Origin of the sequence: Pseudofrankia sp. EUN1h (assembly GCF_001854645.1) — a bacterium.
Taxonomy (GTDB): domain Bacteria; phylum Actinomycetota; class Actinomycetes; order Frankiales; family Frankiaceae; genus Pseudofrankia; species Pseudofrankia saprophytica.
This window is the reverse complement of record NZ_MBLN01000050.1, coordinates 1-13,872: the sequence shown is the minus strand read 5'-3', so window position 1 is coordinate 13,872 and position 13,872 is coordinate 1. Positions and strand designations below refer to the sequence as shown.

The 13,872-nt window shown below is 74.3% G+C and carries 12 protein-coding genes; 7 read left to right on the top strand and 5 right to left on the bottom strand.

Going from position 1 to position 13,872, the window contains the following annotated elements:
- Positions 1 to 40 precede the first annotated feature (40 nt).
- A complete protein-coding gene (locus BCD49_RS16490) occupies positions 41 to 1,498 on the bottom strand; it encodes a carboxylesterase/lipase family protein (RefSeq protein WP_007518134.1) in 1,458 nt (485 codons plus the stop codon).
- 234 nt (positions 1,499 to 1,732) lie between these two features.
- Here BCD49_RS16490 and BCD49_RS16485 point away from each other — a divergent pair, with 234 nt between their 5' ends.
- From BCD49_RS16485 to BCD49_RS16475, 4 genes are all read left to right on the top strand, one after another.
- A complete protein-coding gene (locus BCD49_RS16485) occupies positions 1,733 to 2,734 on the top strand; it encodes a hypothetical protein (protein WP_007518132.1) in 1,002 nt (333 codons plus the stop codon).
- Between the two features lie 112 nt (positions 2,735 to 2,846).
- On the top strand, positions 2,847 to 2,999 hold the full coding sequence (locus BCD49_RS43575; protein ID WP_007518130.1) for a hypothetical protein: 153 nt from the start codon (positions 2,847 to 2,849) through the stop codon (positions 2,997 to 2,999).
- 51 nt (positions 3,000 to 3,050) lie between these two features.
- A complete protein-coding gene (locus BCD49_RS16480) occupies positions 3,051 to 3,836 on the top strand; it encodes a copper resistance CopC family protein (RefSeq protein ID WP_083401500.1) in 786 nt (261 codons plus the stop codon).
- The gene (locus BCD49_RS16475) at positions 3,826 to 6,084 is read left to right on the top strand and encodes a cytochrome c oxidase assembly protein (RefSeq protein ID WP_007518127.1); all 2,259 of its coding nucleotides are present in this window, start codon (positions 3,826 to 3,828) and stop codon (positions 6,082 to 6,084) included. Before BCD49_RS16480 ends, BCD49_RS16475 begins: the two co-directional genes overlap by 11 nt.
- Before the next feature lie 36 nt (positions 6,085 to 6,120).
- Here the strand turns inward: BCD49_RS16475 and BCD49_RS16470 are convergent, their stop codons facing one another.
- Entirely contained in the window at positions 6,121 to 6,480 is a 360-nt protein-coding gene (locus tag BCD49_RS16470) for a YkvA family protein (protein WP_007518125.1), read from the bottom strand.
- A gap of 196 nt (positions 6,481 to 6,676) precedes the next feature.
- Between BCD49_RS16470 and BCD49_RS16465 the strand changes: the two genes are divergently transcribed.
- Both BCD49_RS16465 and BCD49_RS16460 read left to right on the top strand, forming a co-directional pair.
- Positions 6,677 to 7,297 (top strand): pyridoxamine 5'-phosphate oxidase family protein, encoded by a 621-nt coding sequence (locus tag BCD49_RS16465; RefSeq protein WP_007518124.1) that lies wholly within the window; start codon positions 6,677 to 6,679, stop codon positions 7,295 to 7,297.
- A gap of 145 nt (positions 7,298 to 7,442) precedes the next feature.
- Positions 7,443 to 8,228 carry a thioesterase family protein gene (locus tag BCD49_RS16460; protein WP_007518122.1) on the top strand — a complete coding sequence of 262 codons (786 nt, stop codon included), beginning with the start codon at positions 7,443 to 7,445 and terminating at the stop codon, positions 8,226 to 8,228.
- A gap of 12 nt (positions 8,229 to 8,240) precedes the next feature.
- Here the strand turns inward: BCD49_RS16460 and BCD49_RS16455 are convergent, their stop codons facing one another.
- The 3 genes from BCD49_RS16455 to BCD49_RS16445 all read right to left on the bottom strand — a co-directional run bounded on the left by BCD49_RS16455 (position 8,241) and on the right by BCD49_RS16445 (position 12,625).
- Positions 8,241 to 10,199 carry an Hsp70 family protein gene (locus tag BCD49_RS16455; RefSeq protein WP_007518120.1) on the bottom strand — a complete coding sequence of 653 codons (1,959 nt, stop codon included), beginning with the start codon at positions 10,197 to 10,199 and terminating at the stop codon, positions 8,241 to 8,243.
- Between the two features lie 79 nt (positions 10,200 to 10,278).
- Complete coding sequence (locus BCD49_RS16450) at positions 10,279 to 11,889, bottom strand: acyl-CoA synthetase (RefSeq protein WP_007518119.1); 1,611 nt, start codon at positions 11,887 to 11,889, stop codon at positions 10,279 to 10,281.
- 223 nt (positions 11,890 to 12,112) lie between these two features.
- On the bottom strand, positions 12,113 to 12,625 hold the full coding sequence (locus BCD49_RS16445; RefSeq protein ID WP_007518118.1) for a universal stress protein: 513 nt from the start codon (positions 12,623 to 12,625) through the stop codon (positions 12,113 to 12,115).
- Positions 12,626 to 12,895: 270 nt separating this feature from the next.
- On the opposite strand from BCD49_RS16445, the gene purU reads away from it, so the two are divergent.
- Positions 12,896 to 13,786 (top strand): formyltetrahydrofolate deformylase, encoded by an 891-nt coding sequence (gene purU, locus BCD49_RS16440; RefSeq protein ID WP_007518117.1) that lies wholly within the window; start codon positions 12,896 to 12,898, stop codon positions 13,784 to 13,786.
- Positions 13,787 to 13,872 lie beyond the last annotated feature (86 nt).

Here is a 13,872-nt window from a genome sequence, read left to right as displayed (position 1 = left end):
GGGCACCGCGGTCGGCCACAGTTCGCGGCGCGGGAGCTGGCTAGGGCCGCGGCAGGGTGGACCAGGCGGCGTGGAGGCGCTCGTCGGGGCGCTCTGCGACCCGGGGCGAGGCACTCAGCAGCAGGACCGGGCGGCGGCCGGGGTCGTGGTGGGGCCAGGGCGGCAGGGCTGGGGTCGCCGGGTCGCCCGAGCTGGCGAACGCCAGCAGGATGTCCTGCCACAGCGCGGCCACCCGCCGGTCCTGGTCGGGACTCGCGGCGTCGGCCCGGCCCCAGGTCAGCGGCAGGTCCGCGCCGTGCGCGACGTGCCCGCTGGCACCGGGGTGGTCGAAGCGCAGCATCCAGGCGCGGCCGCCCGCGGCGTGCGCGGCGTCGGCGAGGCGCGCCGCCGGCCTGGCGAACGCCACGTCGGTCAGCAGCGCGGAGCGGGCGCGGGCGCCGTGGTGCTCGGCGTAGTGGGCCAGGAGCCGCCGCCACCGGTCGTCGCCGAGCACTGCCCGCGCCCGCGCCTCCTCGGCCACCGGCACCACGCCCGGTGCGAGCGCCAGGAACAGCTCGATCTCGTCGCGACACCACGTGACCAGCAGCGGCACGTCCCGGCCCGACCCGCCCGCGACGGCGGCCATCGGGGCCTCGGGCAGTACGACACCGTCGAGGGTGGGCAGGAACGGGTCCGCCAGTGCGGTGAGCAGCGCCTCGCCCGCGCTGACCAGCTCGGCCGTCGACGCCTCGGCCGGTGGGTGGTCCAGCAGCCCGACGAAGCGGTGGCGGGCGGTCTCGGCGGCCGCGAGGCTCCGGACGTGGTGAGCCACGCCGCTCTGGAGCACCCCCCGGTGGAACAGCCCACGGGCGGCGGGTGCCGCCAGCAGGGCGCCGATGCACATCGCCCCGGCGGACTCCCCGAAGACGGTCACCCGGCCAGGGTCGCCGCCGAACGCGCCCACCGCGCCGCGCACCCAGCGCAGCGCGGCGATCTGGTCGAGCAGTGCCAGGTTGTACCCGATGCTGGCGGGCGCGGTGGGGTCGGCGTCGTCCGGTGCCAGGTCGAGGTGGCCCCATGGGCCGAGCCGGTAGTTGATCGTGACGACGACGGCGTCGCCCCGGGCGGCCAGGCGCGCCCCGTCGAACGAGCTGCCGGCGCCGCTGACGAAGCCGCCGCCGTGGATCCACACCAGCACCGGTCGGGGCGGCCCGCCGGGCCCCGGCGACCAGACGTTCAGGTAAAGGCAGTCCTCGGAGCCGCGTGGCGCCCGGGCGCGCCGTCTTGGCCCCCGCAGCCCCGGCAGCCGCAGCTGCGGGCTCGTCGGGCCGAACGCCGAGCAGTCGTGTTCCCCCGCCCACGGCTCGGGCGCCCGTGGTGGCCGGAAGCGCGCCGGCCCGAGCGGCGCCGCCGCGTACGGGAGCCCGCGCCACACGCGCACCGCGCCCAGATCCACCCCGCGCGCGTCCCCCCACGGCGTCCGCGCCACGACCGTGGCCACCGGAGGCAGCGTGGTCATCGGGTCAGATCGTCCTCTCTCACCCCTGTTGTCGGTGGACGTTGTATTCCTGGCACAATCGGCGCCCCGGGCGGGCGACTGTGGCGCACGGGCGACCGTACGACACCTGGCCGACGTGTTCCGGCGGGTCGTGCGGCCCGCCCGACGCGGAGGCCCGACGGCACCTACGGCGCCCCGCCGCCATCATCCGTGGCCGACGACATCTCGAGAGGACATTCGTTGAGGGACGTCACGATGGGTCCCGGCGCTCAGCCGCCATCGACCGCCGCGGCACCGCCGCTGGCGGGAGCGGGAGTGTCGGCGGCCGGGCGGCGCCGTGCCGGGATCGCCACCGCGGCTGTGGTGCTGCTCGGGCTCGCGGGGGCGCTCGCGGCGCGGGTGGCGTTCCTCGATCGGCTGGTGCAGGGCGACCTTCCCACGACTCGGGGAATGCTCTACGCGCAGGCGGTCGCGGCCACGCTCGGCGTCGGCACCACGCTGGTGGCGCGGCGCTGGTGGCGCGGCGCCGTGCTGGTCCATGCCAGCTGCCTCCTGATCGGCGGCGCGACGCTCACGTACGCGGTCGAAAGGGCGCCCGTCACCAACGTCCACGCCGCGACGGTGCCTGTCGTGATCGCCGCGTTCGGTCTCGGCGCGCTGGTGGTCGCCGCCTTCTCCGCCGCCCGGAGACGGGTTGTCGCCTGGGTCGGCGCCCTGCTGGTGGTAGGCGCGTGCGCGCCGCTGACCCTGTTCACGGTGCGTGACCTGCCGTCGGAACCGGTGGGCTCCGGCCCCGCCGCGACGACGGACTATACGGGCGGGACTCGCGGAGGCCTGGCCGAGGAGCGGCCGTTGGTCCTGATGACCATGGCCCCGGAAGGCTCTCGCTACATCTGGGCCGATGGCACACCGTGGGACGGTGGCACGCCGCCGCCCGCCGCCCTTGACGCGGCGGCTGGGAGGGCGCCGCGTGCCACACCCGTTCCGGTGGAGAGCGTGAAGGAGCCGGTGCGGGCTGGCCGGCGTGGGCTGGCTCTGCTCGCGGTCGTCACCCTGGCGGCCGCCGCTGGCGGTATCGCGAGCACGGTGCGTTCCGGGACCGCTGCCCGGCCCCGGCCAGCCCGAGCCGTGGCGCCCGGTGCCCGGACGTCGGCTACCAACTCGTCGGGCGTCGGGCCGATGGAGGTCGACGTCATCGAGGTGGGCCCGGCCCGGGCCGCCGACGGCTGGCTCGGGCGCGCCGGCCCGCGTCGCTGACGTCGACGACGCCAAGATCGGCGTCAGGCTGGTCGTCGGACCGGCGGTCCTCGTCGTCGCCTACCTTGGACTGCGGCGCGACAACGACTGTCGGGCGCTGGCCGCGCTGGCCGTGCTGGCCGTGCTGGCCGTGCTGGCCGCCGCCGACGCCGTCGGTAGCGTGGCGGCGCCGCGGGTGGCGCGCGCGGCCGACTGGCGGGCGCCGGTGAACCTGGCCGGGGGCCTCGCGTTCGTCAACGTGCTGATCGCCGTCCGCTGGCGGTAGCCGGAGGACCGACGGTGGGCCAGGTATCTTCGACGTGACGTAGAAGCGAGCGTGGGTGTGAACGTTGGCGGCACGGTCCTGGAGCCGGGTCGACCGTCGCCGCGCCCGGCGGGGCAGGGGCTGGAGTCGCCGATGCGCGCAGTGGTTGCCGGACGGCGGGCAGGTCTCGCCGGTGCCCCTAGCGGGAGACCACCCCGGTGGCGGCCGGCTCCCGGCGCGGGCGTCCTCGCCGCCGCGCTGGTCGGCGGGCTGGTGACGCTCGCGGTCCTCGCTGGCGCGGCGCCCGCGAGCGCGCACACGCAGCTGAAGTCGAGCACTCCCGCCAATGGCGCCACCGTGCCGACCGCGCCGGACCACGTCGAGCTGGTGTTCGCCCAGCACCTGCTGGGCCTCGGCGCGGTCGCGGTCCAGGGTCCTGACGGCGCCAGCGTCGCCGCCGGCGAACCGGTCCTCGACGGCGCGATCGTCACCCAGCCGCTGGTGGCCGACCGGCCCGCGGGAACCTACCGGCTCGCCTACCGGGTGGTCTCCGCTGACGGGCACCCGGTCAACGGCGAGATCTCCTTCACCGCGACGGCCGCGACGGGACAGCCCGCGTCGCCGTCCTCCACCGCGAGCGCCGCCGCCGGCCCGGCCTCCCTACCGACCGCGACGCCGGTGGTGGTCAGTGAACCGACCGGCGTGATCATCTCGTGGGTGGACACGGATACGGACGACGGATGGTCCACCGGCCTGATCGTCGGGGTCGCGGTCGGCGCCGGCGTGCTGGCCGCCGTCGGCGGCGCCGTCCTCGCGGTGTTGGTCCGGCGCAGGCAGGGGAGTTCCGATGGGACCTGAGGGAGCGCCGGCCGTCGCCGGCACAGACCTGGCCGACGCTGGCCCGGCAGACGCCGCCGCGGTGGATGCCGGTCCGCCGGACGCCGGTCCGCCGGGCGCCACCACGGCCGGGACGGCCGAGCTACCCGTCGTCCCCGCCGTTTCGCCCGCTGGCACGCCCATGACCGCGGACACGCCGCCCGGGACGGTCGGCGAGGACGACGGCGGTGCCGAAGCCGAGGACGGTGCCGAGGGCGGCTCGGGCCGGTGGCCGGTGGTCGCCGGTGTGGTGGCGGGCGCCGTCGCGATGCTCGTGACGCTCGTCGTGGTGCTCGAGGCCGGCGGCGGCGCGCCGAAGCGGCTCCCGGCCGAGCTCGCCGGGGCCGACCCCGGGCTGTTCACCGGCTGGGGGCTGCCGATCAGCCGGCTGCTGTGCGACACGGCCGGCGTCGCCACGGTCGGGGCGCTGCTCGCGGCCGCGTTCCTGTTCCCGGCCGCCGGCGGCAAGCCGGGCGTCGCGGGAACGCGGCTGCTGCGCTGGGCGTCCGTCGCCGCCTGGGTGTGGTGCGTCGCCTCGCTCGCCCAGTTCGCGTTCACCGTCTCGGACCTCATCGGGCGTCCCCTGCCGGCCGCGCTGAGCCGTCACAACGTCGGCAACGTCCTCGACGCGGTGCCGCAGCCACGGGCGCTGCTGATCGTCGCCGGGCTCACGTTCGCGATCGCCGTCGCGGCCGGGGTGGCCCGCAAGCTGGACACGGCGGCATGGCTCGCCGTGCTGGCGCTCGGCGCACTGCTGCCGGTCGCGATGACCGGGCACGCCCACGGCTCGGGCGGCCATGATCTCGCGACGGTCAGCAGTGGGCTGCACGTCCTCGGGGTCGCGGCCTGGGTGGGCGGGCTCGCGGCGCTGCTCGCCGGTGGCCGCCGGCTCGCCGGACGCGAGCTGGTCACCGCCGTCACCCGCTACAGCGGGCTCGCGGGGCTGTGCCTCGTCGTCGTTGCCCTTAGCGGGGTCGTCAACGCCTACGTCCGGGTGGGCAGCTGGAGCGCGCTGGTCGACAGCCGCTACGGCAACCTGGTGATCGCGAAGGTGGTCGCCCTCGTCGCGCTCGCCGGTCTCGGCGCGGCGCACCGGCGGTTCACGATCCGTCGCCTCACCGCGTCGCCCTCGCGGCGCCGGCCGTTCCTGCGGCTCGGGGCCGCCGAGGTCGCCCTGATGGGTGTGGCCGTCGCGCTCGGCGCCGGCCTGTCGCGCACCCCGACGCCGGCGTCCGCCGACGGCGGTGCCGCCGATGATCCGGTGGTCTCGCTGCTCGGCTACCCGCTGCCACCGCCGTTCGCCGCCGGCCGGATCGTCACCGAGGCCCGGCCCGACCTGCTGTTCCTCACGGTGGTCCTGCTCGGCGCCTGGCTGTACCTGACCGGGGTTGTCCGGCTGCGCCGTGCGGGCGCGTCCTGGCCGGTCGGGCGCACCGTCAGCTGGCTGCTGGGACTCGCCGTCATCGCGTTCGCGACCAGCAGCGGGCTCGGCCCCTATGGCCGGGTGCTGTTCAGCGTCCACATGGCCCAGCACCTGTTGCTGATGATGCTGGCTCCGGTGCTGCTGGTGCTCGGCGCGCCGGTGACGCTCGCGCTGCGCACGCTGCCGACCGGGGTCACCGGCACCACCCGCAGCGCCAGGGCCTGGCTGCTGCGGGTCGTGAACAGCCGCTGGCTGGCGTTCGTCTCCCACCCGGTGGTCACGTTCGTCCTGTACTCGGTGTCGCTGTACGCGCTGTACCTGACGCCGCTGTACGGCTGGGTGCTGCGCAACCATCTCGCGCACCTGGCGATGATGTGCCACTTCCTCGTCGTCGGATACCTGTTCTTCTGGCTGCTCATCGGCGTCGACCCGGGCCCGCGCCGGCCGCCCTACCCGGCGCGGATCATGCTGCTGTTCCTCGCCTCGGCGGTGCACACCTTCTTCGGCGTGATCCTGATGGTGTCGAACGAGGTGATCGGCGAGTCGTACTACCGGCTGCTCGACCGGCCGTGGGGCGGCTCGCTGCTCGACGTCCAGCAGGTCGGCGGCGGCATGGCGTGGAGTTTCGGGGAGCTGCCGTCGCTGGCCGTGCTCGCCGCCCTGTTCTTCCAGTGGGCGCGGACCGAGGAACGCCACGGCCGCGCGAAGGACGCCCGGATGGACAGCGGCGAGGACGACGAGTTCGAGGCCTACAACCGCTACCTGGCGAGCCTCGCCCGGCCGCGCTCCCGCCCGCCCCGCCCCTGAACCGCGGAGGGTGAGCCGGTAGGGCCGAACCGGGAGTCAGTTCCCGATGCGGCGGCGGTCGCGAGGCGTCCGGCCGGTGCCGTGGACGACCTCGCCGTCGATCACCGAGCCCGGCGCCGCCGCGCGCTTGGCGGCGACCAGCCGGGCGACATACAGCGCCGCGGCGAGCAGGACACCGCCGTCGTCGACGAGCCCGAACGGGCCGAACAGGGCCTCCGGCACGGCGTCGACCGGGGACACGAGGTAGACGAGGGCGCCGACGGCGGTGACGACGCCGCGCAGCGGTACCCGGTACTTGACGAGCACGTACGCGCCCGCGCCCGTGAGGGCGAGGGCGACCAGACCAAACACGGTCAGGATGACCAGTGCCACAGTGCTGAAGGTGTCGTGGTCCACGCCGCCTGCGCCCCTTCCGAGAGCTGTCCCGGCCGTGCCCCGGCGCCGCGTCGGCGCCAGGTCGATCGACCGTGCGAACTGACCATGCCCAACATCGCCCCCCGATGAACGTCACGACGACGACAGCTCTGTCAAAGGTGTCGGCGGTTACGAAAATCGGGGCGACGGCGCCGCGCGGCGGAGCGAGGATCGGAGCATGGGAAAGGTCTACGAGCGGATCGACGGGCGGCTGCGGGACTTCGTCGAGGCGCAGCCGGTGTTCTTCGTGGCCACGGCGCCGCTGTCCGGGGAAGGGCACGTGAACCTGTCCCCGAAAGGCGGCGCGGACACGTTCGCGGTGTTTGACGAGCACACCGTGGCCTATCTGGACCTGGGCGGCAGCCACGCCGAGACGATCGCGCACCTGCGGGAGAACGGGCGGATCACGCTCATGTGGTGCGCGTTCTGGGGACCGCCGAAGATCGTGCGGGTGCACGGGCGCGGAGACGTGGTGTTCCGCGACGACCCGCGGTTCGGCGCGCTGCTCGCCCGCTTCCCGCGGCCGGACCAGCCGTCGGTGCGCGCCGTCGTCGTGGTGACGGCCGAGCAGGTCAGCGACAGCTGCGGGTACAAGGTGCCGCTGATGGAGCCGGTCGGGGACCGTGCGCTGCATGGCGAGTACTTCGGCCGCAAGACCGACGAGGAGTTCGCCGCCTACTGCGCGGCGAAGGACTTCAACGGCCAGAGCATCGACGGCCTCCCGGCCCTCCCGCTGCCGTTGCCGCCGCTGCCCGCCTCCGCCGTGGTCGCGACGGCCGCTGGTGCGCCCGACCGGTAGGGCCCGCGCGTGGTTGGCCACTCGGCTGTGATGCGGATCACCCGACCGGACGGGTCGGGTGGAAGCGGCCTAAGGTCGGGCCGTGTCTGACGGTGGCGTGTCGACGACGAGCGAGCCCTCCCTGGCGCCGGGTGGTCCGCCGCCCATGGCACCGGCCGCGAGCCTGTATGTGGACCTGGGTGACGGGCGCTGGCTCGCGACCGAGCACACGGCAGGGCCGTGGGACCCGGCAGCCCAGCACGGCGGGCCGCCGAGCGCGCTGCTCGTCCGGGCCGTCGAGCGGACCGCGCCGCGCCCGGACATGATGATCGCGCGGTTCACCACCGAGCTGCTCGGGCCGGTTCCCGTCGGCGAGCTGAGCCTGCGCTCCCAGGTCGCCCGGCCGGGGCGCAGCGTCGAGCTGGTCGAGGCGGTGCTCACCGCCGGCGGCCGGGACGTCGCCCGCGCCACCGCCTGGCGGGTCAGGCGCGCCGATGGCACGGGTGTGCCGCCGCGCCACCCGCCGCCCCCGCCGCTGCCGGAGGCGCCGCCGCCGCGCGTGCCCGGGCCGGGACGCCTGCGTGGGTTCGCGAGCGCGATCGAATGGCGCTCGGCCGGCCGGGGCCGGATGAGCGTGCCCGGGCCGGCCGCGCTGTGGGGACGGCTGTGTCACCCGCTGGTCGCCGGCGAGGAGACCAGCCCGCTGCAGCGGGTGCTGGCGCTCGCCGACAACGGCAACGGGATCTCCAGCGAGACGGATTTCCTCACGACGTACTTCATCAATCCGGAGCTCACCGTGCACCTGCACCGCGAGCCGGTCGGCGAGTGGATCTGCGTCGACGCGACGACGACGATCAGTCCCGGCGGCGCCGGCCTGGCCACCACCGTGCTGTCCGACCTCGACGGCCCGGTCGGCGTCGGTGCCCAGGCCCTGCTCGTAGCCCCGCGTTAGAGGACGCCCGCGTCAGAAGACGAGGGGCAGGTTGCCGGCCGAGCCGGTCGGGCCGAGGGTGATCGGCTCCTGGAACGTCGTCGCGAGATCGACGCGCTCGGTGTGCTCGCTGCCGCCGGCCAGGTCGCGGGCGTGGATGGTGAGCTGGCGGCGCCGGTCGACGGCCAGGACGATCTCGACGCGGGCCGTGCGCGCCGCGGTCGCCGCGAGGCCCGTCAGCTCGAACTGCCGGACGCGCCGGAAGGTACCCCCGGGCACGAAGTAGCCGCCGTCCTCCACGATGTGCACGGTGATGGCGTCCTGGTCGTCCGCGGCGTTCGTGACGAGGACCGTCTCGCGGACCGGTACGGACTTGCGGGCCGTGATGACCTCGCGGAACCTGCCTCCGGCGATCTCGATGCCGAGTGGGTAGGCGACGGTCGTCGTCACGATGGGCAGGTTCTCGATGGCGGGGCCGCCGTCGATGGCGTGGAGGCGTCGCGGCCGGGCCGCCGCGCGGGCGCTGGCCCGGTCGATGACGCGGGACTCGACGCGCCCGGTCCCGAGGTCGGTGGCGGTCACCCGCAGCGTGCCACCGGCGTCGACGTCGAAGGCGACGTCGATCCGGTGCGCGAACGCCGGTGCCGGGGCCAGCCCGGTGATGTCCAGCCTGGCGAGGGCGATCGCGTCGTCCCGGCCGGCCCGGTCCTCCTCGGACTCCACCACCAGCACGGTGACCGAGGACTGGTTGTCGACGGCGGTCGTGAGCAGCTGATGGCGCCGCGTCGGCACGGTCGTGTTGCGCTGGATCACGGGGAGGTACAGCCCGCCGACCTGTTCGACGCCCACCGACGCCGGGATGACGTCGCGCAGGCGGAGGTCCTTGACCTGGCCGGTGAGGCCCGCCGCCTGGAGGGCGGCGCCCGTCACGACCCCTTCGGAGATGGTGCGGAACGGCGGCTTGCCCGCGAGCTTCTCGACGAGCCCGCCCACGGCCGGCATCCGGGCCGCGCCCCCCACCAGGATCACGTGGTCGATCTCGCTGGCCCGTAATGCGCCGTCGCGCAGCACCCGCTCGAACGGCCCGCGGCAGCGTTCCAGGGTGGACTGGGTGATGGTCTCGAGCTCGCCCCGGGTCAGGGATACGTCCACGTGCGCGTAGCCGTCGCCGGTGCGGGCGAGGTGCGGAAGATAGACATTCGCGGAGGTCGCCGCGGACAGGTCGACCCGCGCGGTCTCCGCCGCCTCCCGCAGCCGGGCGAGTGCCGTCAGGTCCTGGCTGATGTCCAGCCCGTGCTGCTCGCGCAGCAGTGCGACGAAGTGCTCGACGATCGCCTGGTCCCAGTTGTCGCCGCCGAGGTGGTTGTCCCCGGCGGTCGCCTTCACCTCGCAGACGCCGGCGCCGATCTCGACGAGCGAGACGTCGAACGTGCCGCCGCCGAGGTCGAAGACGAGGCTCCGCTCCTCCTGCGCGCGGTGCAGGCCGTGCGCGATGGCGGTGGCGGTCGGCTCGCTGACGATCCTCGCGACCTCGATGTCGGCCATCCGCGCGGCGTCCTCCAGCGCCCGCCGCTGCACGTGGCTGAAGTAGGCGGGAACGGTCAGGACGGCGGTGCCGATGCTGCTGCCGGCGTATTCCCGCACATCCGCGTGCAGCCGCTTCAGCACGAGCGCGGCGACCTCCTCGGCCGAGTACCGGGTGCCGTCGTGCTCGTGTGACCAGTCGCTGCCCAGCCGGAGCTTGACGGACCGGATCGTGTGCGCGGGATTGGTGACCGCCTGGCGCAGGGCGGTGGCCCCGACCAGCGGCGGCCCGTCGGCGACGAACGCGACGACGCTGGGCGTGGTCAGCGTTCCCTCGGCGTTCGGCACGAGCCGGACCCGGCCGCGCTCGAAGATGCCGACGGCCGAGTTGGTGGTACCGAAGTCGATGCCCACCGCCGGCTCGGCCACGGTCTTGCGGGCCTGCTGGGCCTGTCCATCCGACGTCATTCACCATCACCCCGTCGCCGATCTCCGGTGCGGACGGCACAACCGTAGTCGATCGACAACTCACGGGCACATGGTTGACTCAACCGGTGGCCGCGGTTGCGGGCCAGTAGCGTTTACGGAGCAGGTTCTTGCGAAGCTTGCCGGTCGGCGTCCGCGGCAGCTCGTCGACGAAGTCGACGCCACGCGGCGCCTTGTAGTGGGCGATCCGGTCCCGGACGTAGGCGATCAGCTCGTCGGCCAGGCCCGGGCCCGGCTCGACGCCGGGCGCCGGCTCGACGACGGCGTGCACCCGCTCGCCCAGGTCCGGGTCGGGGACGCCGATGACCGCGACGTCGAGGATCTTCGGGTGCAGCGCGAGCACGTTCTCGATCTCCTGCGGGTAGATGTTCACCCCGCCGGATATGATCATGAACGTCGCCCGGTCGGTCAGGTAGAGGTAGCCGTCCGCGTCGAGGTGGCCGACGTCGCCGACCGTCGTCCAGGTCGGGTGCGCCGGGTGCTGGGCGGCGGCGGTCGCGGCCGGGTCGCCGTGGTAGGTGAACGGCAGGGCCTCCCGCTCGAAGTAGACGACGCCGTCCTCGCCGGTCGGCAGCTCCCGGCCGTCCTCGGCGCAGATGTGGACGACGCCGAGCGCGGACCGGCCGACCGTCCCCGGCCGCTGGAGCCACTCCTCGGACGAGACGAACGTGATGCCCGACGCCTCGGTGGCGGCGTAGTACTCGTACAGGATCGGCCCCCACCAGTCGATCATCGCCCGCTTCACGTCGGGCGGGCACGGCGCGGCGGCGTGGATCGCGGCCCGGTGGGCCGACAGGTCGAAACGTTCGCGCTCCGCCGTGGGCAGCTTCAGCATGCGGACGAACATCGTCGGCACCCACTGGCTGTGCGTCACCCGGTACTTCTCCAGCGCCGCGAGCGCGGCCACCGGCTCGAAGCGCTCCATCATCACGACCGTGCCGCCGAGGGCCTGCACCGCGCCGCCGAACCGCAGCGGGGCGGCGTGGTAGGCCGGCGCGGGCGATAGGTAGACCGCGTCCGGGCCCATCCCGTACTGCATCTGCAGCATCGGCGGCAGGATCATCCCGGGCTCGCCGCTGCGGTACTGGGGAAGCGGTGGGCGGATGCCCTTCGGTCGGCCGGTGGTGCCGGAGGAATAGAGCATGTCGGCGCCGGCCCACTCGACCTCGGGCCGCTCGGCCGGCGCGCCGGCGACCGCCCGCTCGTAGCTTTCGTGGGCGGCGAGCCAATCATCCACGTTGCCGGCAGGCTGGCTGCCCGGCTGGTCGGCGGCGGCGGGCTCATCCGCCGAGGCGAAGACATACCGGTGCCGGACCCGGGGGGTCGCTTCCACGATCCGGGCCGCGAGCTCGCGCTGGCGCGAGGAGACGATCAGCGCCGCGGCCTCGCAGTCGTCGACGATGTAGGCGACCTCGGCGGGGGAGAGGTGCCAGTTGACGGGAGTCACGTAGAGCCCGCTGCGCAGGGCCGCCCAGTAGACCTCGAAACAGTGCTGGTCGTTCTCCGCCAGTAGCGCGATGCCGTCCCCGCGCCGCAGCCCCGCGGCGGCCAGGACGTTCGCGAACCGGGCCGAGCGCTCGTCCAGCTCGCGGTAGGTCAGCGTCACTCCCGAGCCGGCCATGATGACCGCGGGCTTGTCCGGTGCGACGGCGGCGTGCGAAGCGGGATTCACGGCGACCCCCTGGCATGGCTGTGACGACGGTCACGTTAACAGCCGGGCGGTCCGGGCGGCGGCGGTTCCGGCGCACGCGGAATGCCCACTCCGGTTGTGGCGCGCGTCGGGCGGGGCCGCCACCCCCGGGTCTCGTCCGGTCGTCGCCGGTCTCCGTGCCCGGTTTCCGCTCGGTGCGCCTGCCTCGGTGCCGGGTCGCTCGGCGCACCGGGCTCCGGGCGGCTCAGTGCTTGGTGTCCGCGTGCTTCGTGTCCGCGTCGTGCTCGGATGGCGGCCGTACGACGAGAACCGGGCAGGTCGTATGATGGACGACCGCCGTGCTCACGGAACCGAGCAGCGCGCCGACGAATCCGCCGTGCCCACGCGAGCCAACGACCACCAGGTCCGCGTCCCGGCCGGCCTCGACGAGCACCGACGCCGGCGGGCCGGGACGCACCTCGGCGCGCACCCCGTCGGGCACCTTGTCCCCGAACACCGCGGCCAGCGCCTCGCTGAGCCCCTGGCGGGCGCTCTCCTCCCAGACGCCCGCGTCCAGCGGCATGGCCGGCAGGTAGGGCCCGACGGCCGGCAGCTGCCAGGCCAGCAGCACGAGCAGTTCGGCGCCGTGCAGCTCGGACTCGCGCATCGCCCAGCGCAGGGCTTCGCGCGATCCCTCCGAGCCGTCGATGCCGACGACGATCCGGCTCACTTCGTCCCGCCCCGTTTCGCCCCGGCCCACTTCGCCGCCTGTGGTCATGCGTGTCCTCCCGGTTCGGCCCCGTTGACGTTCCGTCTCCTGACCACCTAACCCGCGATGACGGCGGCAAACGGGGGACCACGGCCCTGGCGCCATGGCCCACCCGGCCCGGGGCGCGGCGGAACGTCAGCACTTGTCGGCCGTCCTGGGCACTGGCGGCGTGGGAACCCCGGCCGCGGCGGCGGGACGGGCGACGATGAGGCCGTGACCGAACGGGCGGAGGTTGGTGGCGGCGGTGGGGCGGGCGCGCCGGGCGGTGGCGGGCCGCTGGTGACGCCGGCGGCGGTGGCCGCGCACGCCGAGCGGTACCGGGACGTCGGGCGGGTGCTGGTCACCTGCCCCGACCGGCCGGGCATCGTCTCGGCCATCTCGAGCCTGCTCTTCCGGCACGGCGCGAACATCACCGAGCTGCAGCAGTACTCCACCGACCCGTTCGGCGGCACCTTCTTCCTGCGGATCGAGTTCCACCGCGAGGATCTCGCGGCCGGGCTGCCGGCGATCGAGGAAGGGTTGGCCCAGCTGGCGACGGGCGCCGAGATGCGGTGGCGGGTGGCCACGCCGGCGGTGCGGCAACGGGTGGCGATCTTCGTGTCAAAGGCAGATCACGCGCTGCAGGAGCTGCTGTGGCGGACCCACTCCGGCGAGCTGGAGATGGACGTGCGGATGGTGGTCTCCAACCATCCTGACCTGCGCGACACCGCGGCGGGCTGGGGAATTCCGTACCACCACGTCCCCGTGTCGCCGGAGACCCGGGACGAGGCGGAACGGCGGGCGCTGGCGCTACTGGCGGGCCAGGTCGACCTCGTGGTGCTGGCCCGCTACATGCAGGTCCTCACGCCACGGTTCGTCGCGGCGTTCCCCGACCGGATCATCAACATCCACCACAGCTTCCTGCCTGCGTTCGTCGGCGCGGACCCGTACAGCGCGGCCGCCCGGCGAGGAGTGAAGCTGATCGGCGCGACGGCGCACTACGTGACCGTCGATCTCGACGCCGGGCCGATCATCGAGCAGGACATCGAACGGGTCGACCATCGCCACCAGGTCGTCGACCTGCGCCGGATCGGCCGGCACGTCGAACGGGCGGTGCTGGCGCGCGCCGTCGGCTGGCACCTCCAGGACCGCGTCATCGTCCACAGCAACACGACAATCGTCTTCGCCTAATGGGGCTGCACCGGTTCTATCCGTGATGGATTGGTGTCCGAGCCGCCAGCGGTCGAGCACTCGTTTCGCCAGGCCTGATGATCGAG